Annotated in this window: 16 protein-coding genes; 15 read left to right on the top strand and 1 reads right to left on the bottom strand. The window is 60.5% G+C overall.

Going from position 1 to position 21,673, the window contains the following annotated elements; translation table 11 throughout:
• The first annotated feature begins 80 nt into the window (after positions 1-80).
• The 15 genes from ACL2XF_RS18550 (at position 81) to ACL2XF_RS18480 (ending at position 20,782) form a co-directional block, all read left to right on the top strand.
• Positions 81-926, top strand: coding sequence for a MurR/RpiR family transcriptional regulator (locus ACL2XF_RS18550; protein ID WP_410012499.1), 846 nt, complete (start codon positions 81-83; stop codon positions 924-926).
• Positions 927-1,155: 229 nt separating this feature from the next.
• Positions 1,156-1,947: a transporter substrate-binding domain-containing protein gene (locus ACL2XF_RS18545; protein ID WP_413727319.1), complete on the top strand. Its 792-nt coding sequence runs from the start codon at positions 1,156-1,158 to the stop codon at positions 1,945-1,947.
• Between the two features lie 13 nt (positions 1,948-1,960).
• Positions 1,961-2,629 carry an amino acid ABC transporter permease gene (locus ACL2XF_RS18540; RefSeq protein ID WP_413727318.1) on the top strand — a complete coding sequence of 223 codons (669 nt, stop codon included), beginning with the start codon at positions 1,961-1,963 and terminating at the stop codon, positions 2,627-2,629.
• Entirely contained in the window at positions 2,626-3,282 is a 657-nt protein-coding gene (locus ACL2XF_RS18535; RefSeq protein WP_410012496.1) for an amino acid ABC transporter permease, read from the top strand. Before ACL2XF_RS18540 ends, ACL2XF_RS18535 begins: the two co-directional genes overlap by 4 nt.
• On the top strand, positions 3,263-4,006 hold the full coding sequence (locus ACL2XF_RS18530; RefSeq protein WP_410012495.1) for an amino acid ABC transporter ATP-binding protein: 744 nt from the start codon (positions 3,263-3,265) through the stop codon (positions 4,004-4,006). The genes ACL2XF_RS18535 and ACL2XF_RS18530 overlap by 20 nt, the downstream gene beginning before the upstream one ends.
• A 153-nt stretch (positions 4,007-4,159) precedes the next feature.
• Positions 4,160-5,404 carry a pyridoxal-phosphate-dependent aminotransferase family protein gene (locus ACL2XF_RS18525; protein WP_413727317.1) on the top strand — a complete coding sequence of 415 codons (1,245 nt, stop codon included), beginning with the start codon at positions 4,160-4,162 and terminating at the stop codon, positions 5,402-5,404.
• Positions 5,404-6,705, top strand: coding sequence for an allantoate amidohydrolase (hpxK, locus tag ACL2XF_RS18520; RefSeq protein ID WP_413727316.1), 1,302 nt, complete (start codon positions 5,404-5,406; stop codon positions 6,703-6,705). The genes ACL2XF_RS18525 and hpxK overlap by 1 nt, the downstream gene beginning before the upstream one ends.
• Positions 6,706-7,274: 569 nt before the next feature.
• Positions 7,275-12,200, top strand: coding sequence for a hypothetical protein (locus tag ACL2XF_RS18515; protein ID WP_413727315.1), 4,926 nt, complete (start codon positions 7,275-7,277; stop codon positions 12,198-12,200).
• Positions 12,201-12,497: 297 nt separating this feature from the next.
• Positions 12,498-14,234 (top strand): acetolactate synthase catalytic subunit, encoded by a 1,737-nt coding sequence (locus ACL2XF_RS18510; RefSeq protein WP_413727314.1) that lies wholly within the window; start codon positions 12,498-12,500, stop codon positions 14,232-14,234.
• Between the two features lie 16 nt (positions 14,235-14,250).
• Positions 14,251-15,255 carry a dihydroxyacetone kinase subunit DhaK gene (locus ACL2XF_RS18505; RefSeq protein ID WP_413727313.1) on the top strand — a complete coding sequence of 335 codons (1,005 nt, stop codon included), beginning with the start codon at positions 14,251-14,253 and terminating at the stop codon, positions 15,253-15,255.
• Positions 15,255-15,881 carry a DAK2 domain-containing protein gene (locus tag ACL2XF_RS18500; protein WP_410012489.1) on the top strand — a complete coding sequence of 209 codons (627 nt, stop codon included), beginning with the start codon at positions 15,255-15,257 and terminating at the stop codon, positions 15,879-15,881. The genes ACL2XF_RS18505 and ACL2XF_RS18500 overlap by 1 nt, the downstream gene beginning before the upstream one ends.
• Positions 15,878-17,047 carry a CaiB/BaiF CoA transferase family protein gene (locus tag ACL2XF_RS18495; protein ID WP_410012488.1) on the top strand — a complete coding sequence of 390 codons (1,170 nt, stop codon included), beginning with the start codon at positions 15,878-15,880 and terminating at the stop codon, positions 17,045-17,047. Before ACL2XF_RS18500 ends, ACL2XF_RS18495 begins: the two co-directional genes overlap by 4 nt.
• Before the next feature lie 22 nt (positions 17,048-17,069).
• Positions 17,070-18,005: a MaoC family dehydratase gene (locus ACL2XF_RS18490; RefSeq protein ID WP_410012487.1), complete on the top strand. Its 936-nt coding sequence runs from the start codon at positions 17,070-17,072 to the stop codon at positions 18,003-18,005.
• 119 nt (positions 18,006-18,124) lie between these two features.
• Positions 18,125-19,507, top strand: a complete 1,383-nt coding sequence (locus ACL2XF_RS18485; RefSeq protein WP_410012486.1) for an MFS transporter — start codon at positions 18,125-18,127, stop codon at positions 19,505-19,507.
• 219 nt (positions 19,508-19,726) lie between these two features.
• Positions 19,727-20,782, top strand: coding sequence for a LacI family DNA-binding transcriptional regulator (locus tag ACL2XF_RS18480; protein WP_413727312.1), 1,056 nt, complete (start codon positions 19,727-19,729; stop codon positions 20,780-20,782).
• A 75-nt stretch (positions 20,783-20,857) separates the two neighbouring features.
• Here ACL2XF_RS18480 and ACL2XF_RS18475 read toward each other — a convergent pair whose 3' ends face one another.
• Positions 20,858-21,673 carry a CoA-transferase subunit beta gene (locus ACL2XF_RS18475; protein WP_413727311.1) on the bottom strand — a complete coding sequence of 272 codons (816 nt, stop codon included), beginning with the start codon at positions 21,671-21,673 and terminating at the stop codon, positions 20,858-20,860.

Genomic DNA, 21,673 nt, shown 5'->3' with positions numbered 1-21,673 from the left:
CGCCGCCGGATTCATTTGCCTGCGCCGCGGCAGGATATGCTAGGGTAATATGAAACAAAGGTTGCAGCCGGGAAGGAGATATGAAGCAATTCGATGAGCGCCTGCGCGCCGCTTATGCGCAGCTTTCACCGCAGGAACAGCGGGTCGCCGCGTTTATCCTCGATCATTTCGACGATCTGATCAGTTATAACAGCGCGGAGCTGTCGCGTTTAAGCGGCGTCTCCAAGGCGACCGTCAGCCGGCTGTTCAAACGCCTGGGTTATGATAACTATCGCCAGATGCGCGACGAACTGCGGGTGTTGCGCCAAAGCGGGATGCCGTTAACCGATAGCCGCGACGCGGTCCAGGGCAACACGCTGTTGTCACGGCATTACAAACAGGAAATGGCTAACCTGACCTACTGGGTCAACCGGCTGGACGGCGCGCAGTTTTCCGCGGTGATAACGGCGATGGATAATGCCCGGCGTCTGTGCCTGGTGGGCTTGCGCAACAGCTATCCGGTGGCGATGCACCTGCGCCAGCAACTGCTGCAGGTGCGCGGGCGGGTGAGCCTGCTGCCGCAGCCGGGGCAGACGCTGGCCGAAGAAATAGTGGATCTGACCGCCGAGGATATGGTGGTGGTGGTGGCGTTTCGCCGGCGCACGCCGCAAATCCGGCCGTTATTATTGCAGCTTAAAAATAACGCCGTGCCGGTGCTGCTGATAAGCGAGCCCCAGGCGCAGGCGCTGATTCCGCTGGCGCGCTGGCATATCGCCGCAACGCTTGACAGCGTATCGGCGTTTGATTCCTACTCGTCTGCCATGAGCCTGGCGAACCTTATCAGCAACGCATTGCTGCATCATACCCTGGCCCAGGGACGGGCGCGCATCCACAGTATCGCCGATGGGTATGGCGAACTGGATGAGCTTGAACCCCGGGGTTCATAAAAAAACAGCGCGACATAGCGGTGCGCTTGCACTTTATGGGTGCGTTATTTTCCCGCCGCAGGGCCAAGGCTTTGCCATTCCCGTTAGCATAACCCCGCTTATGGCGGGGCTGGCCTGATGTTTCCCCCCGGTGTTCCCCGGCGTGAATCAATGGTTTCATTTGGCACATTAGTTGCAGATAATTAGCCTGAGAATCATTTGTTTCATTACTTCATCTTGGGAACCCGGTATGCAAATCAGAAAACAGCTTATAGCCCTGGCGGGCGCGGTCCTGTTGTTTACCCAGGCGGGGGCGGCCCTGGCCGATCAGTTACAGCAAATCCAGCAGCGCGGCGTGCTGCGGGTCGCCATTCCACAGGACTTCCCCCCTTTTGGGTCGGTCGGCACCGATCTGCAGCCCCAGGGCTACGATATCGACATGGCGCGTTACCTGGCCGACAAGATGAAGCTGAAATTGCAGTTGGTGCCGGTGACCAGCGCCAACCGGGTGCCTTATTTGCAAACGGACAAGGTCGATCTGGTGATTTCCAGTTTGGGTAAAAACGCCGAGCGCGAAAAAACCATTGATTTCAGCCGCGCTTACGCGCCGTTTTTCCTCGGCGTCTTCGGGCCGAAGGACGACGGGCTGAAAGCGCCGGCGGAACTGGCCGGCAAAACGGTGTGGGTGGCCCGCGGCGCGGTGGAGGATATGGTGCTGACCGATCTGGCGCCGAAGGATGCCCAGATCAAGCGTTATGAAGATAACAACACCACGCTGTCGGCCTATATGTCCGGCCAGGTGCAGTATGTGGCGACCGGTAATCTGGTGGTGAGCGCCATTGCCCGCCAGAACCCGGCCAAGGCGCCGGCGGCGAAATTTATGCTTAAGGACTCGCCGTGCTATGTCGGCCTGCGCAAGGATGAGCCGGCGCTGAAGGAGAAGGTTAACGCCCTGATCGACGAAGCGCTGAAAGACAATACCCTCAACAGTCTGTCCGAAAAATGGATGAAAGCGCCGCTGCCGGCCGATTTGGGCGCCTGAGGACGCCGCGCCCATGACCTATCAGCTTAATTTCGCCGCCCTGTGGCCCTATACGCCCGAACTGCTGTCCGGGCTGTGGGTGACCCTGATGCTGACCACCGCCGCCACGGCGGGCGGTATTACCCTCGGCGTGTGCGGCGCGGCTATCCGCAGCGGCCGGTATGTCGTGCCGGGCCGGTTATGGGGCGTCTATGTGGAGCTTATCCGCAATACGCCGTTTGTGGTGCAGCTGTTTTTTATCGTCTTCGGCCTGCCGGCGCTGGGGCTGAAAATGACCGCCGGCGAGGCGGCGCTGCTGGCGATGGTGGTGAATCTCGGCGCCTACAGCACGGAAATCATCCGCGCGGGCATCCAGGCCACGCCGAAGGGGCAGTGGGAGGCCGGCCGGGTGCTCGGCCTGTCGCGCGGCCAGGTCTTCCTGCGGGTGGTGCTGCCACCGGCATTAAAACGCATCTACCCCGCGCTGGTGAGCCAGTGCGTGATCGTGATGCTCGGATCGTCGGTGGTTTCCCAGGTGTCTTATGAGGAACTGACGTTTGCCGGCAGCCTTATCCAGTCGCGCACGTTCCTGAGTTTTGAGGTGTACCTGGTGGTGACGCTGATGTATCTGATGCTGTCGCTGCTGATGCGCCAGGTATTGCTACAGGCCGGGCGCCTGATCTTCGGCGGAGAAGGGGCATGACGTCGTTTACCGACTGGGATATCCTGCGCAACCTGCTGCTGGCCGCGCGCTGGACGCTGCTGTTGTCGCTGGTGGCCTTTGCCGGCGGCGGCCTGTTGACCCTGCCGCTGATGTTGATGCGCCTGTCGCGCCGGCGCTGGCTAAAGCAGGGTGTTCGCGCCTACAGTAACCTGTTCCAGGGCACGCCGCTGCTGATGCAGCTGTTCCTGGCCTTTTTCGGCCTGGCGCTGTTCGGCATTGATGTCAGCCCCTGGCTGGCGGCGGCGCTGGCATTGACATTGTTCACCAGCGCGTTCCTGGTGGATATCTGGTGCGGCAGTATCGATGCCCTGCCGAAAGGACAGTGGGAAGCGTCCCGCTGCCTGGGCTTAAGCTTCGGCCAGACCCTGCTGCGGGTCATGGCGCCGCAGGCCATCCGCATCGCCATTGCGCCGACGGTGGGGTTTTCGGTACAGGTGGTTAAAGGCACCGCGCTGGCGTCCATCATCGGTTTTGTCGAGCTGACCAAGGCGGGGACCATGCTCACCAACGTCACCTTCCAGCCGTTTAAAGTCTTCGGCCTGGTGGCGCTGGGGTATTTCCTGATGTGTTATCCCCTTTCCCGCCTCAGCCATTATCTGGAGAAAAAGTATCATGCCGCTGATAACCATTAACCAGGTGCAGAAATATTACGGCCAGAACCATGTGCTGAAGGGGATCGATCTGGATATCGACGCCGGCGAGGTGGTGTCGATTATCGGGCGCAGCGGTTCCGGCAAAAGCACCCTGCTGCGCTGCATCAACGGCCTGGAAGAGTATCAGGAGGGCAGCATTAAGCTGGGCGGCATGACGGTGACCCACCGTGATGCCCAGGCGCGGGAAATCAGTCGTTCGGTGGGGATGGTGTTCCAGAATTTCAATTTGTTCCCGCATATGACCGCGCTGCAAAACGTGATGCTGGCGCCGCGCCGGGTGCTGGGGAAAAATGCGGCCGAATGCCGCGAACTGGCGGTATCGATGCTGGACAAGGTCGGCCTGGGCGACCGGTTGGATTACCACCCCGCCAGCCTTTCCGGCGGCCAGCAGCAGCGGGTGGCCATCGCCCGCGCGCTGGCGATGGATCCCAAGGTGCTGCTGTGCGATGAGATCACCTCGGCGCTGGATCCGGAACTGGTGGGGGAAGTGTTGAAAGTGCTGGAAAAACTGGCCGGCGAAGGCATGACCCTGATCCTGGTCACCCATGAAATGAGCTTTGCCCGCGAAGTCGGCGACCGGGTGGTGTTTATGCACCAGGGCACGGTGTGGGAGCAGGGCGCAAGCCGAGAACTGTTCGCCCGGCCGCGGACGGCGGAACTGAAACAGTTTATTGCCTCGGTACGGGGCCTCGGCGACGCCTAGGCCTGGCTGTCCGGCGCCAGGATCTGCATCCCTGCCGCCGCCTGGATTGGGCGCGGCGGGCAGCGGGGTTCAGGACCGGTGAGGCGGTTCCCCGTTGCCGACTTACTTGGCGTATTACTAAATAGATTAATAGCGTTCTCGGAAGGATAAATCATGTTGGATATTGCGAGCTATGACCAGATGAATCCGCCGGCCCGGCTGCTGATGGGGCCGGGGCCGATTAATGCCGATCCGCGCGTGCTCAGGGCGATGTCGGCCCAGCTTATCGGCCAGTATGATCCGGCGATGACCGGCTATATGAACGAGGTGATGGCGTTGTACCGCCGGCTGTTCAACACCGCCAACCGCTGGACCCTGCTGGTAGACGGCACATCGCGCGCCGGCATCGAGGCGGTGCTGCTTTCCGTGATCCGGCCCGGTGATAAGGTCCTGGTGCCGGTATTCGGCCGCTTCGGCCATCTGTTATGCGAAATCGCCCGCCGCTGCCGCGCCGAGGTACACACCCTTGAGGTTCCCTGGGGAGACGTCTTCAGCCCCGGCCAAATCGAGGACGCCGTGAAACGGATCCGTCCGCGTGTTTTACTGACGGTGCAGGGCGATACCTCCACCACCATGCTGCAGCCGCTGGCGGAGCTGGGCGATATCTGCCGCCGTTACGGCGCGCTGTTTTATACCGACGCCACCGCCTCGTTCGGCGGCAACCGTCTGGACACCGACGCCTGGGGCCTGGACGCGGTATCCGCCGGCCTGCAGAAATGCCTCGGCGGCCCGTCCGGCAGCGCGCCGGTCACGTTGAGCCCGCGCTTTGAAGAGCAGATCCGCCGCCGCAAATGCGTGGAGCAGGGGATCCGCACCGCCGATCATCGGGACGGCGATGATGAAATGATCTATTCCAACTATTTTGATCTCGGCATGATCATGGATTACTGGGGGCCGGAGCGGCTGAATCATCATACCGAGGCCACCAGCATGCTATTCGCCGCCCGCGAGTGCGCGCGCATCCTGCTGCAGGAAGGGCTGGATAACGCCATCGCCCGCCATGAACTGCACGGCGCGGCGATGCTGGCCGGTATCCAGGCCATGGGGCTGGGCGTCTTCGGCGATATACGCCATAAAATGAATAATGTGCTGGGAGTGGTGATACCCGACGGCATCAACGGCGAACAGGTACGGCAACTGCTGCTGAACGATTTCGCCATTGAAATCGGCACTTCGTTCGGCCCGCTGCACGGCAAGATCTGGCGTATCGGCACCATGGGCTATAACGCGCGCAAGGATTGCGTGATGCAGACCCTGGCCGCGCTGGAAGCGGTGCTGAACCGGCTGGGTTTTGCCAGCGGGCAGGGCGCCGGCACGCAGGCGGCCTGGGATCATTACGCAGCCGCGGCGGAGGTGTAATGACGCAACCGAGAATGACGGCGGATTTGGCCGGCAGCGCCGCGCTCAGGGTGATGGCGCGCTGCGATACGCTGGCGGAAATCAGCGCGACGCCGGGCGAGCTGACGCGGGTCTATCTTTCTGCGGAACATCTGCGCGCCAATCTGCAGGTCGGCGCATGGATGCGTGCGATAGGGATGCGTGTCTGGCAGGACGAGGTCGGCAACCTGTGCGGCCGTTACGAGGGGTTGCAGCCGGCGCTGCCGGCCATCCTGCTCGGTTCCCATCTGGATACGGTGCGCAACGCGGGGCGCTACGACGGTATGCTGGGCGTGCTCACCGCCCTGGAGGTGGTGCATTACCTGTACCAGCACCGGCTGCGGTTGCCGATGGCGATTGAGGTCATCGCTTTTGCCGACGAGGAGGGCACGCGCTTCGGCATCGCCCTGCTCGGCAGCCGGGGCCTTACCGGCACCTGGCCGCCGGACTGGCTGGAGCGGCGGGACGCCGAAGGGATAAGCGTCGCCCAGGCGCTGCGCGCCGCCGGGCTGGATGCGGGGCTTATCGGCCGGGCCAAACGGGAGAAAGCAGCCTTCAGCGCTTACCTGGAACTGCATATCGAGCAGGGGCCCTGCCTGGAAAATGCGGGACTGGCGCTGGGCGTGGTCTCGGCCATTAACGGCGCCAGGCGCCTGAACTGCCGCTTTACCGGCTCGGCCGGGCATGCGGGCACCGTGCCGATGGCAAACCGCGCGGACGCGCTGAATACCGCCGCGCGCTGGATAGCGCGCATCAACGATATCGTCGCCGCCCACGGCCCGGAGATGGTGGCGACGGTGGGCGAGCTGCACTGCCTGCCGGGCGCGGTAAACGTGATCCCGGGCGAGGTCCGGCTAACGCTGGATGTCCGCGGCCCCGACGACCGCGCGCTGGCGGCATTGCTTGCCGGCCTGCTGGACTGTGCCGCCGCTATCGCCGGGCAGCACGCCTGTGCCTTCGGCAGCGAGGAGTTTTACCGCATCGACGCCACGCCCTGCGATCGACGCCTGCAAGCCGTGCTGGCCGGCAGCGTGCAGGCCGTGCAGCAAAAAAGCCTGTTATTGCCCAGCGGCGCCGGTCATGACGCCATTGCCGTGGCGCAACGCTGGCCGGTGGGCATGCTGTTCGTGCGCTGCGACCGGGGAATAAGCCACCATCCCGATGAAGCGGTCGCCATGGCGGACGTGGCGGCGGCGATCCGGGCTTATCTGGAGGCGGTGCTGACGCTGGCGGAAGGCCCGGCGGGCGACGAACCCAGGCGCGACATTACCGGCGCCGGTTAGACTATGTAGTATAGGAGCAGGGCGGCGCAAGGAGGCGACCCGCACCGATAGGGCGCGCCAGGCGCATCGGGACAGAAAAATATCTTTAGCGATAAATATCTTTCAAGCATGTTCTTTATTCGCCAAACTTGAATGCGGCGGTGTTATATCTTTCGCATATAGAAATAATTATTATTGAATTGAATAAGTGATAAAAAATTTAATTTTTTAATTTAGTATATATTTTAAATTTATTTTATTAACTCATCATTATCGGCAGATACTCAAAGCAACAGGTGACATGGGGAAAGGTATCCATTATGGTAAGCGGCGTCAGCGATACAATACCACCATCAAATCATTCACGCCATCATGAACGGTTGTTGCATAATAATATTAGTAATGCTTTTATTTCTGCTTATTCATCGATTAATAATTTAAAGGAAGATAATACTTCCATAACCGGCGACGATCTTTTCCAGCGGGCGGCGCAATTAAATACGGAGCGCGCTCATCACTGCGGGGCGGAGGAATCATTAACGCCGACAGCGCCCAAAAAACTGTGGCACAGACTCGCTTATGCTTTGCTGATGGCGTCTCCCGTTATGGGGAAGGAGGCGTTGTGGGCAACCCCCTTGCGCGGCGGGAATACGCTTTGCGTAATGTCCGCTACGCCGCGCCGGGGTCAGCGTCTCTTAGGCCTGCCGCAAGGCGGCAAGGTTAAACGCGCGGCGAAACCGGATTCACGGCGGATCAGGACCGATAGATTCTATCTCCTGGCACTGTTTCTCAACAGAAACGCAACGGCGAGTCTCGACCCGGAAACCTGCGGCGATCTGCAACTGGCGGCAAAGTTGCTCGACGTCGTCGCCCGGCAGCCTTCCCTGATACCGGATATTGCCCGCATGGCGCTTTCCGGCAGCAATCTCTACGGCGAGCGTCGGGGGGAAACGCTCAGCTCGTTGCAACAACGCGGCCTGGTCGGGCAAATGCTGTGCCGGCTTATCTACCAGGAAGAAAGCATCCCCCTGCGCATGGCAAAATTATTTGCGGTAAATCGTCAGGTGACGCAAAAAGAGTTTGCCGCGGTAGTACGAACCTGGCCCTACGCCGAGGGCTTCGAGACAGGTGAACGGTTATGGCGGAAAAATTATGAAGCGGCGGAAATTCCTGTTCTATACCTCAACAGCCTTTATACCCTGACGGAAGGGCAGGCGTGGCACAAAAATGATTATCCCTTTTTTCTCGATCTGGATAACCTTTGGGTCGGCAGCCTGACCTGGACGTTAATACAATTCGGCGCCAGGTCTATCGCGCTGAAAGATATGGACAACCTTAACGCCACCTCTCCTTTTTCCATGATGGAATTGGGCTTGGGGCTGGTCGCTCTTTTCCGGCAAGGATTACTGGCAACCGGCGTGGAACCTACGTTTCATCTGGGCCTGCTGCTGTATTACCTGCGTGCTCGGCCGGAGCTGGACCTCGGGCAGATAGTCGTTAATGAAACGCTGGACCCTGCTTTCGCGCTTCTCAAAGAAGAATTAGAAAACAGGCATATTATCGCCCAGCGCCTGTACGACAGCGTCAGCGATTACCAGGCGGATTACCAACGCCCGGCATGGCGTACCCGTCAGGGCGCCGCGGAGGAATTGCTCAGGCAGTATTGCGGATCGGCTTCGCTTCCACTGTCAAGGAAACATGCTCCGGCTGCCAGGCATTTCCGCTATTATGAGCAGAATCCGGTACGGCAACTGATGATCCGGCCTGCCGGCCAGCAATGTGCTGAAAACGGTACGACCATACCGGATCTCGATGCCTTTTATCGCCAGGAGGTGGAAAATTTTTCCAATAAAATCAAAATCCTGGATAGCTCCCTTCTGGCTGCGGCCTTTCTGCCCAGCGATTTTCATGATCACCTCCTCCAGTCAGTGGACGTAAAGTTTCTGGAACATGCCGGCATAGACTGGGTGATTGCGAAGCTGGAGCGCATCCGGCGCGTGCCGGACATGTTTTATTCCAGCGTGCCCGTACAAAATGTGGGTAAATCCGATACGTTTTTTTTCCAGGCCCGGCTGACCCATGAGCGCCGGCTGTTTGCGTTGCGGACCACGGAACAGGGCTACCTGTTGCGCAGGATTGTTTATGACAATGCCCATCTTGAGGCACTGAAACCCTTTATGGAGGGTTGGCCGGCGCCGGGATTGCTGCCGCACTTCCGATTTTCGCTCGCGGTCCTGAATCACAACGCGCCCCTAAAACAACGAAATGAAACACTGGCGGTTTTCCTGGAGCGTTATGCCGAAATTCACTACCAATCCTATCGGCAAAAAATTTATGAACAGGGCTATCAGGCCATCGAGTCGCCTTTTCCCCGCATTTTGGATAAGGCGGCCGGCATGTTTATTCCCTTTTACACCTGTGTAAATTCTCTTATCGCGGGCCAGCAACAATCCGCCTTTACACATTGTCTGGTGGACGGCGCGCTGGTGGGGTTGCCGCTGATATTTGTCGGGGTAAAAGCCGGTCTGGGCCTGTACCGGGAGGCGGCTATCGGCGCCGCCGAAACACTGGGCGGACCGAGGTTCATCGCATCGGAGCGGGAAATTTTCGCCAACAGGGTGCCGGCCTCGACACCAATTGCCGGCGGCGTCACGGCCGCCCAAACGCAACTCGCGGGATTTATGGATGTGATGGGCAAAGAGGTGTTGAAAAGCTTCGACCCCGGTTTTGCCGCGCTGCGATCGCTGAGTCTCCTGACCAAAGGGGTCTACCTTGCGGTGCTCGGCAGAACGGCGGTTGGGCTGATACCATGGCGGTCTAGCCTGGCCAAAATCACCGGGAAAATCCCTCAGTACGTCTCTATCAATGCTACCCAGAATTATCAATTGACCTATGGGGACCAGGCAGATACACCCCTTACCATCAATGTGAAAGGGATTTCCTATTTGGTATTGCAGATACAAAACAGCAGCATGGTGGCGGCGCAGACCGGCGAGCGCATGCCCCACGGCGAATTAATGTTTTCCCAGTTGGATTTGCAGAGCCGGTTCGGCATCTATAAAAAATATTACTGCATCTATACCGGCGATGCGCAATGCCGGCTGGAGACCTATCGCCATCCGGACTTCAAGATTGAAAAGGCCGCCAATATCTCCCAGGCGCAGGATGGACATTTTGTCTGGTTGCTTAACACCACCTTACCGATAAACCTGGTGGTGGTGCATCCTATTTATCAGGTCGAATATGTTGGCAATCGGTGGGTGCTATTTGAAATCAATGGCCGGCGCTGGGCCTTCGCCCATGACAGCGGCATTCTGATGCCGGCGGATAATACCGATGAATGGCATATCTCTCCCCCCGCGGCCGGAGATTTTATCTCGATGATTGATCGCGGCGCTGACGACAGGACTTTTAGGCTGCGCCTGATGCAGTTGCCAGGACGCCGTAAACGGGATACGGGATCGCGCAGCCTGCGCACGTGGCGTCAATTATTGACGGATTACCGGCTGGATGATGAGGGGGAAATTTCCGGATTCGCCGCCAATATTTACGATGACGCACACCTGGATGTGGCAATCGGCGAGGCAAAATTTCTCCTTGCGCCGGAAAAGAATGCCGCCACCTTCCTGTTGCGTCATCCGCGAAACGCAGCAGCGCCGGCTTTTCGCGTGGCGTATCTTCCCGACGAGGCTGATTTTGTTTTTGCCTCGCCGCTCGATCGGCTCAATTCCCACCGGATCGGCGAGGATTTGCGCCGGAAAATGGACGCTGTCCCGCCGTCCGCCCGGGCATTCCCCGGCGATATCCTGCAGCCGCCGCTTTTCAACGGCGCTTTCCGCTACGGTAAACGCATGTTCCTGAAAAACGGCGATCGGTTTTTATCCATCACGCCCGCCGGCGCGTATTACCATGGTCTGCCGGGGGAGGAAGGGGATAGCCATGAGGGCGTATGGACCTTACGCTATGAATTGTTCACCGGAAGTTTTGAGCTGTCCGTCCTCCGGTCGTCTTTTCACCTGCCGGGCCAGGGAGACGACGAATTCCTTTCCCGGTTTGAAAAGCTTGCCGTTCGCGCCTTTGCGAAAAAAAAATACCCCACCCTGGCGGCGTTATGCCAGCCGGGCAACATGACTGACGGCCTTTCTCCCGCGCGGCAATCGCATCTTGGCGGTCGCCTGCGCCAGGTGGCGCTGCTGCTTCGTCTTGATCCTCATCGCCGAACAGAGCTTTTGCATGCTTCAAGCGTAGCGTTGCGCGCGTTCAGGAAAGACGACCGCCTGCCGATGGAGTGGATTGCCGACTTCCATCCCCTGGCACTCTGGGCCACGCTGGAAAACGTGGCGACGGCCTGCGGCCGGCGTAACGAGGGCGAGAGCCTGCTGGCAAGCCGGCAGTTGGCGCAGTTGGCGGGACAGGAATGGGGTTTCCCGGCGCCAGTCCTGATTGCCGAAGGGCCGGAGCCCATGCTGTTTATTGTCAGCCATACACCGGTTCCGGCGGGGCCGCACCAGGAAAAAAAATTTGTCATACGGCTGTTTGTCGACCGGATAGCCATACAGGAACTCGTCAGCGAGGACGGATTCCGTCGTTGGCTGCCGCTGTTTGAGGACCCGCAGCGGACGACGGTGACCAAACATGCCCTGACGGAAACACAGCAGCCGGTGTTCTGGTGTGATGAAGCGGATCATCTCTGGGCGCAAACACCCGACGGCGTTAAAAGACGCTTATTGCGCAATGACAGCCGCCAGCCGGTGGATGATATTATCGTTTCTCCCGACGGCGCCACGGTGGTGGTGCTTCACTTCAGCGCACCGATAACGCAGCGCGCGCTGTTTTACGCCATGCCGGCCATGGGCGCGCGGACCGGGGAGGCGGATATTGCTTATTCGAGGGAAGTCGTTGTTACCGGTTCGGTGGCCCATGGCCGGGCATGGTGGGTTACCGATCGGGGCGAGCTGTTTGTACCGCGGCAACATTATTGGTCCTTGCAGGATGACCCGCAACCCCGCTGGCGCGCGCCTGAAGGTTACCAGCCGGATTTCGTCTCCCCCGACCAGCGTTTTCTTGGTTATAGCGGGCACGATAGCCAATTACGCCAGCATGAGATAATGCTGATCGATACCGTTACCGATAACCGCTTGATACTGCGGCGCGGACGGCCTTTCAACCTGGAGAACTTTCGCCTGGGCAAGGTGGTCAGCGTCGCGTTCTCAGCGTTGAATGCGCTGGTCGCGGTTGGTTTCTCCGACGGTTACATTGAAATATACCGTATCGATGATGAGAATAACGCCGGCATGGGCATTTCTCTTGGCGGCGTAAGCGTGCCCGAGGCACTGTTTAATCTGGCGGGCATCAGCTATCCCAAACAAAAGCAGATGGTGCTCCAATTTAATAATGCTTTTGACCGGCTGCTGGTTTTTCACGATATCGGCGAATTTAGCGCCGGTTCGCCGGGTAACGGCAGCTATGCCATGGCGGAAATCTATCTGTCGGACGCAAAAAAACCGGATAGCTGACCGGGCGATGGCGCGCCAGCGGTGATAAGGCGGCTTGCCGGCGCGCAAGGCTGCCCCGCCTCCTTCCTAAAAAACCATTGAATTAATAAATTAATTTAAAACAATGGGTTAATGTTTTTTCGGTATTTCTGAAAGTGTTTATTCTGTGATCCTGTCCCACAAATCCTAATAAAAACGTTTTTATTAGAAACGTTTTTATGGGAGGCTGGCGCTATGTTACGGCTTGGTTGCCACTCTGTTAACCTTGATTGAGGTCTGGATAACGGGGAGCGCGGAAACAACGAAGGGGAGTCATGCATGGACACAGAAGGTAGCGGGAAAAACACAGGGCAGCGCAGGACCGGGGCGCATATCTTCGCCGCCGCGCTGAAACGCCATGGCGTGGAGGTGATTTTTGGCCAAAGCATTCCGGCCGCGCTGTTTTTGGCCACGCCGGAATACGGTATCCGCCAGGTGGGCTATCGTGCGGAAAACGCCGGTACGTATATGGCGGACGCTTATGCGCGCCTGTCCCATAAGGTGGCGGTGGTCACCGCGCAAAACGGTCCGGCGGCCACCCTGCTGGTGGCCGGGCTGGCGGAGTGTTATAAGGCCTCGGTGCCGGTGGTGGCGGTGGTGCAGGATGTGCATCGCAAAATGACCGATAAAAACGCGTTCCAGGAACTGGACCATCTCGATTTGTTTAAAGGCGTGTCGAAGTGGACGCGCCGCGTTACCGACATCGACCGGCTTGATGATTATATCGACATGGCGTTTACCGCCGCCGCGTCGGGCCGCCCCGGCCCGGTGGTGATTATCGTTCCCATCGATCTGTTTAACGAGGCCGCGCCGCAACCTCCCCGCCGGCATGCCTCCTCGCTCGGGCATTTTCCGTTGGATCGCACGGTGGCCGCGCCCGAGGCGATTGAAGAAGCGGCGCGCCTGCTGGCCGGGGCCGCGGCGCCGTTGATTATCGCCGGCGGCGGCGTGCATATTTCCGATGCCGCCCGGGAGGTTGCGGCGCTGCAGGATGCGGCCTGCCTGCCGGTGGCCACCACCGCCATGGGCAAAGGGGCGGTCAGCGAGGACCATGAGCTTTCGTTGGGCGTGGTCGGGTATTTTATGGGCGCGCGCGGCCGTACCCGCCATTTGCGCGATATGGTGGCCGGCGCCGATGTCATCCTGCTGATTGGCAACCGCACCAACCAGAACGGCACCGATAGCTGGAGCCTGTATCCGCAGGAGGCCAAATATATCCACCTGGATATCGACAGCCAGGAAGTGGGCCGCAACTACGACGCGCTGCGTCTGGTGGGCGACGCCAAACTGACCCTGCAGGCGCTGACGGCGGCCATGAAACGGCAGGATCTCGGCAAACGCCGCGGCGCCCGTTCCGCCATTGCCGCCAGAATTGCCGCCGCCCATGAAACCTGGCAATCGGAGGTGCAGCAAACCCTGGATCTCAACGCCCGCCCGATTCGCCCGGAACGCCTGATGCTCGATCTGGATTCCCTCTTAACGCCGGAGACGATCGTGGTCTCCGACGCCAGCTATTCCTCGATCTGGGTGGCCAATTTTCTCAAGGCGCGCGCCGTCGGCGCCCGGTTTGTTACCCCGCGCGGCCTGGCCGGCCTGGGGTGGGGATTTCCCTATGCGGTGGGCGCCAAGATCGCCCGTCCCGAGGCGCCGGTCTTCGCGCTGGTGGGCGACGGCGGTTTCGCCCATGTATGGTCGGAGCTGGAAACCGCCCGGCGCATGGGGGCCAATGTGGTGCTGGTGGTGCTGAATAATGAAATCCTCGGCTACGAAAAACACGCCGAGAAAACGCTGTTCGGCGATTATTCCGACGCCTGTGATTTCAAGCCGGTGGACCATGCCGCCATTGCCCGCGCCTGCGGCTGCGAGGGGGTGCGTATCGAGAATCCCGCTGATTTTTTACCGGCCCTGAAACACGCCTTCAGCGCCGATAACACCACCGTTATCGATGTGATTACCGAACAGCGCGCCTACCCCCCGGTGACGATGTTCGACGGGCAAAAGAACCTGGATTACTGACAGGCGGAGAGACGCTATGAAAAAAATACTGAACTCCCCCGACGCCTATGCCGATGAGGCGCTGGCGGGTATGTGCCTGGCGCATCCCCATCTCTATCGGCAGATCGGGGAAGAGGGCCGGGTCGTGGTGCGCAACGCCGGCGTCAAAAAAGATAAAGTGGCGATTGTTTCCGGCGGCGGCAGCGGGCATTTGCCTTTGTTTGCCGGTTATGTCGGCCAGGGCCTGCTGGATGCCTGCGCGGTGGGTAACGTGTTTGCCGGCCCCGCCGTGATGGACTGCATGGACGCCATTCGCGCCGCCGATACCGGCCAGGGCGTGCTGCTGTTGTTCGGCAATTACGGCGGCGACAAGATGAATTTTGCCATGGCCGCCGAGATGCTGGCGGCGGAAAATATCCGCACGGCGACGGTGCTGGCCGCCGACGACGCCGGCAGCGCGCCGCGCGCGGAACGGCACAAACGCCGCGGCGTCGCCGGCCTGGTTTATGCCTATAAAATTGCCGGCGCCAGGGCCGAGCAGCCCGGCGCCACGCTGGAATCCGTCGCCGCCGTCGCCGCGCGCGCCCTGGACAACACGGTCACGCTCGGCGTGGCGCTGTCGTCTTGTACCGTACCGGAGGCGGGCAAACCGACCTTTACGCTGGGCGACGACGAGATGGAAATCGGCATGGGCATCCACGGCGAGCCGGGCATCCGCCGCGGCCCGCTGCTAAGCGCCGATGAAATGGTGGGTGAAATGCTGGATACGCTGATTCAGGACGGCGGTTTCGCCGCCGGCGACCGGGTGTCGGTCATGGTCAATTCCCTCGGCGCCACGCCGCTGGAAGAGTTGTTTATACTGTATCGCCATGTAGACCGGCGCCTGCGTGACCAGGGCATCCAGGTCGTGGCGCCCCGCACCGGCCGTTATGCCACGTCGATGGAAATGGCCGGCATGTCATTGTCTCTCATCAGGCTGGACGGGGAACTTGAATCCCTGCTGCTGGAACCGGCCCATTGTCCCTACTGGAGTAATCTCTGATGACCAATCAGGAATTGATTGCGCTGTTGACGCGATGTACCGCCAAAATCCGCGAGGTCTCGCCCAGGCTTAACGAGCTGGACGGCCGTTTGGGCGACGGCGATTTGGGGGCGACCCTTGAGAAATGCGCGCGGTTAACCGACCAGGCCCTGGCGGCGGCGCCCGCGGATATCGCCCCGGTATTCCAGGCCGCGGCCATGGCCTGCGTGCGCGCCTCGGGATCAAGCTTTGGTACCCTGCTGGGGGTGGCGCTGCTGACCGCGGCGCAACAATGCGCCGGCAAAACCACGCTGCGGCGCGAGGATATCGCGCCTCTGCTGGAGGCGGTGCTGGCGGCGCTGATGGCGCGCGGCGGCGCAAGCCTTGGCGATAAAACGGTGCTGGACCCGCTGGATGCGGTGCGCCGGGCGCTGCAGGCGGCGGCGCCGGGCGACGATTATCACGCCCTTGCCGTCGGCGCGGTGCGCGCCACGCTGGAAGAATACCGGCAAAAACCCAATAAAATCGGCCGCGCGCGCATGTTCGCCGAACGTTCCATCGGTTTGGACGATCCCGGCATGGTGGCTTTTGCCTGTCTGGTGCACGCCGCCGCCGGCCATGCGGCAATCCCTCAGGAGGTGTCATGATGCCAGGATCCCTGGAAGGACTGAAAGTGCTCGACCTGTCGCGTTTTATAGCCGGTCCCCTGTGCGCCATGCAACTGGCCGATCTGGGCGCGGACGTGGTAAAAGTCGAGCGGCGGGGCAAGGGGGAGGACACGCGCCAGAACAAGCCGCAGCTAAACGGACAAAGCCTCTATTTCCTGTCGTTCAACCGCAATAAGCGCAGCCTGGCGCTGGATTTTCGCGACCCGCAAGACCAGGAACAGCTGCGGCAGCTGATCGCCGCGGCCGATGTGCTGATCGAAAACTTTCGCCCCGGCACCATGGAAAAAATGGGCTGCGGGTGGGAAGCCCTGAAACAACTCAACCCGCGCCTGATCATGGTACGCATCTCAGGGTTCGGCCAAACCGGCCCGCTGGCGCAGCGTCCCTGCTTTGACGCCATCGCCCAGGCGATGAGCGGCCTGATGAGCATTTGCGGCCAGCCCGACGGTCCGCCGACCATGTCCGGCACCTTTATGGTGGATTATGCCTCCGCCCTTTACGCCACCATCGGCACGCTGGCGGCGCTGAACGCCCGTCACCTGACCGGGCGCGGCCAGCTGGTGGAGGCCTGCCTGCTCGACAGCGCCATCAGCATGCTGATTTCAGCCATCCCGGAACAGGCCCAGCTTGGCAGCACCATGTCGCGCATCGGCAATCTCGATCGTTTCTCCGCGCCGGTAAACAGCTACCAGACCGGCGACGACGCCTGGATTTACCTGTCCGCCGGCACCGATACGTTGTTCGGCCGCCTGGCGCAGGCCATGGAGCGCGCCGATTTGCTGGCGGATGACCGCTTCAGCACCTATCACGCGCGCCTGGAAAACTACCGCGCCATCGACGGGGTGGTGGCGGACTGGATAAAAAACCATACCGCGGAGGACGTCGTGGCCAGGATGGATCTGGCCGGCGTGCCCTGCTCCAAGGTCGCCACCATTGACGAGGTGCTGGAGAATCCGCAGCTCAGGGCGCGCAACCAGCTGGTGGACATTACGCATCCCACCGCCGGCGTCTATACCACCCATGGCGTTACCGTCGGCCTGTCGGACACGCCCGGCATGATCCGCCGTCCGCCGCCGCTGGTGGGGGAGCATACCGGCGAAGTGCTGGCCGAGTGGTGCGGCATCACCCATACCCACAAGGCGTAAACGCCGCCAGGAGGAGGATTTTATGGCCCGTATCAACCCTGAACTTCGGGATCCGACCTATGAAAATGTGGTGGTCGGCGAATTAATCGGCCCGCTGGCGGTAACGGCGGATGAAGCCTATCGCCGCCGCGCCTGTTTTGCCCTGGACGACTACAGCGCGGACTATTGCCCTGCGTCCGGGCCGTACGTGCCGGCCGCCATGCTGGGCCGCGATCTGGTGGCCCTGTTCTGCAGCGTTTACGATCCCAGCCGCACGGTGGGGCTGCATCAAAAGGAAGAGATCTGGTTTGTGAACCCGGTTCCGCTAAACGCCGGGCTGCGTTACACCGGCAAATACACCGATAAATATATGAAGCGCGGCAAGGGCTATACCGTGTTTGATACCGAGGCCCGCGACGCCGATACCGGCGAACTCTACGTGCGCCAGATCAGCACCGAGATCATGCGCATTCCGGACAATATCCAACTGGGCGCCGGCGGGTCCCGCGCCGCGCCCGCGCCGGGCCATATCGAACCGCACTGGCCCGCGCATGTGACGCCCGCGGCGAAAGCGGACGCCGCGCTGCGCCCGGGCACGCCGGTTACGCCGCTCACCAAATGCCCGGAACAGGGGCAAATGACGGTGTTTTCCGGCGGCAATACCCAGTGGTACAACATCCATACCGATATCGAGGTGGCGCTTAAGGCCGGTTTTCGCGACACCCTGGCCCAGGGCATGATGGAAACCTGCTGGGTGGCGGAAATGCTGGCCGGTTTTATCGGCCCGTCGTGGCATACCTCGGGCTGGATAAAAATGGCCTATATCAAACCGGTCTATCGTGCCGACCGCATCACCTGCAAAGCCGTGGTCCAGGACATCGTCGGGCAACGGGTGACCTTCCATGTCTGGGCCGAGAACCAGCATGGAGACATGACCGCCGTGGGGTGGGCAAGCGCCGATAAAGCACATAACGCATAACGCCGTTAGCGGTAGTTAACGGCACATCTTTATTTTTATTGTCATCACGCTCTATAAAGCGTGCGGGAAACCGCGCGCATAAAAACAACCCTACACTAATAGCTCCTGACGGAGGTTATATGACTAACGTAACGAACGAAACCGCGCAACAGCCCGCGGCGGAGAAAATAAATAAAAAGGAATTGTCGCGTGTGGCGTTTGCCAGCCTGATTGGCACTTTTATCGAATTTTATGACTACTTTATTTATGGCGCGGCGGCGGGGCTGGTATTTCCCCATCTGTTTTTCAGCGATATGCCGCCCACCGTCGCCACTATCGTTTCGTTCGCCACGCTGGGCGTGGCCTTTATTACGCGTCCCATCGGCGCCGTGATATTCGGCCATTTCGGCGATACGATCGGGCGCAAGGCGATGCTGCTGGCCTCGGTGACCATTATGGGCGGCGCGACCGTGGTCATCGGCCTGTTGCCCACCTATGAAACCATCGGCGTGGCCGCGCCCATCCTGCTGGTGATAACCCGGTTAATCCAGGGGCTGGCGGTGGGCGGCGAGTGGGGCGGAGCCACCACCATGATGATCGAATACGCGCCGCCGAACCGGCGCGGCTTTTACGGCACCTTTGTCCAGCTGGGCAACGTATTCGGCGTACTGGTCTCGACCATGGCGTTTGCGCTGGCCTCGTCATTGCCGAAGGACATCTTCCTGGACTGGGGCTGGCGCATTCCTTTCCTCGCCAGTATTTTGCTGATGTTCGTGGGCATCTTTATCCGCCTGAAAATCCAGGAACCGCCGATGTTTCGCAAAGTGCAGGCGGAACGCGAGAAAAATAAGCTGCCCATCGTCGTGGTATTTAAAAAGTTTCCCAAACAGATTTTCCTGGCGGCCGGGCTGCGCGTCAGTGAAAGCGTGGTGGGTTACCTGGTTATTAGTTTTGTCTTGCAATATTGCACCTCTCACTTTGGCATGCAGGGCAATACGGTGTTACTCGGCGTCATGATTGCGGCGGCGTCGGGGATTATTACCTTCCCGCTGTGGGGACTGCTTTCCGATAAAATCGGCCGCCGGTCGGTATTCCTCATCGGCTCCCTGGGTTCGTGCCTGCTGGCCTATCCGTTTTACTACTTGATCAACACCGGCAATATCTGGGGTATTTATGCCGGCCTGGTGCTGGCCTACAGTTTTATTGTCGGGTCGATGTACAGTATCGAACCCTGCTATTTGTCGGAACTGTTTTCCACCGAAGTACGTTATACCGGCGTCTCCGTCGGCTCGCAGATTGCCGGCATCTTCGGCGGCTTTACCCCCGCGGTCGCCACCGTGCTGGTGGCCTGGGCCGGCGGCGCATTCTGGCCCATAGCCCTGATGATTATCGTCTGCGGCCTGATTACCGCGCTGTGCGCCCTCGGGGCGGGTGAAACGCTCGGGCGCGATCTGAACAGCGATATGATGCCGGTAAAAAAGCATAAAGGTAACGCCGAATCGTACCTGCTGAAAACGCGCTAATCGCGTGTCCCGGGGCGAAGGCGCGGCGCGCCGACACCGGCCGGATGCTATCGCCCCGGCGCGCTTCGCTTAACGGTTTTCTTCTTTCACGCCTGCAGCGGCGCCGGGATATCTCTGATTATGTGAATAAAAACGTTTTTTTAAGCGGGCGCGACGGTACAATAACGTTCACGAAGGTTTCCCGGCTCATCTCGCTTAAGGGTGCAAGGTTCGGATTGAATGGCAAAAAAATCGGCGCCAGGTAAGCGCCCGTCATCGACTAACAAAGTCTCCATCCACGATGTGGCCCGCGAAGCGGGGGTTGCCCTGTCCACGGTATCCAACGCGCTGAGCGGCAAGGACAATGTCAGGGCGGACACCCGGCTGAAAGTACAGGCGGCGGCCGACCGGCTGGGCTACCGGGTATCGGTGGTGGCGCGGTCCCTGCGCATGCGCCGCACCTTTACGCTGGGCGTGCTGCTGGCCGACGTGGCCAACCCGTCGTCGCCGGATTTCCTGCGCGGCATCGAGGATGTGGCCGATCAAGAACAGTGCAGCCTGCTGGTGTGCAACACCGACGGCAGGCTGGAAAAACAGCTCGAGCAGATGCGCGTGCTGCTTGACCGCCGGGTGGATGGCCTGGTGCTGCTGTCGCAGCACTGCGGGCAGCCGGAGGTCAGGGAACTGCTGGCGGGCGATACGCCCTACGTGCTGCTGCAACGCCGATCGCTTGCGCATGAAGACACCTATGTCGGCGCCAATAACGAGGAAGGCATCGGCGCGGCGGTGAAGCACCTGGCCGGCCTGGGGCACCGGCGTATCGGCCTGATTCGCGGCCCCGGCGACTCCTCCACCGCCGACGAACGTTATGAGGCCTACCTCCAGGCCATGGCGGCGCATCGGCTGCCGGTGCCGCCCGGCTATGTGGTACAGGGCGATTACCATGTCATGGGCGGGTACCAGGCCGCCAAACGGTTTTTCGCCATGAACCCGCGGCCCACCGCGATACTGGCGGCCAATGATATGAGCGCCATCGGCGTGATGAATGCCGCCCATGAGGCGGGCCTGGCCATACCGGCCGATTTTTCGTTAATCGGCCTGGATGATATCGAGATGGCGTCGTTTTCGCCCATCAACCTGACCACCATTGCCCTGCAGCGGCGTGAAATGGGCGCGGCGGCCAGCACGCTGCTGATGAAAATGATTCGCCAGAAAAGCACGCCCAAGCCTAAAAAGAAAATCTTCCCGATGAAGCTTATCGTGCGCGGGTCCACCGGGCCGGCCAAAGCGGACTAACCGGCGGCGTCAGGGGCCATACGCCGCGCGCTATTCCTTGGCCGGTTCCAGGCCGGAACCGGCGCGATAATCCGGTTAAACCGATCCTGGCTGGAACAGCGTGCCGTGCGGATCGATCACCTTGCGAATCAAACGCACCTCTTCCGCCGTCGGCGGCGCGGTTGGCCGGGGCTCGCCTTCAATAACCGGCTCGAACCCCATATTGTCCAGCACCTGCTCCAGGGTAAAACCCGGATGTATCGAGCGTAAACGCATCATTTTCGACGCCGGATGGAAATCGAAAATGGCTTTGTCGGTTACGCACAGGCTGGGACCCGGGCCGGGCAGGCCGAGCGCCCGGCGGCTGTCGCCGCCGTCGAGATACCCGACGCTTGTGATAAAATCCACCTTCGGCACAAACCCGCGCCGGGACAGATCGGTGACGATAATCGGGCGTTTGATAAAAGCCAGGTGCTCGGTTTGCGCCAGGCAGCCCACCAGCCTGGTTTTCGGCGGGCTGCCGCCGCCGAGGGCGGTAATATTGAGGTTGCCGTACCGATCAACCTGCGGCGCGGACTCAAAGGACACATCAAACCGGCCGCGGGTCACCATATCGATTTTATAGCCCACATCGGCGGGGGACGCGGCGGCCGGCCAGCGGGTATAGGCATCCTGCAGCAGCGCGTCGGGAATGGCGTCAAGGGACGGGGTCAGCAGGTTGCCCCAGTAAATGGAGAACCCGGGCGCGTGCCGGAGCTGCGCCAGGCGCGCGGCGGCGATGGGGATGCCCACCGCCAGGGTAAAGGCGCGGGCGGCGGTGCCCAGGCCGACAAAACCCAGCTCGTCATCGCGCAGTTCGCGGGCGATGGCGGTTATCATCATTTCTTCCGTGGTGTAATCATCTGCGGTCAT

The organism is Sodalis sp. RH19 (genome assembly GCF_047324215.1).
GTDB lineage: Bacteria > Pseudomonadota > Gammaproteobacteria > Enterobacterales > Enterobacteriaceae > Acerihabitans.
The sequence above is the reverse complement of the archived record's forward strand: the minus strand, read 5'-3'. Positions and strand labels throughout refer to the sequence as shown.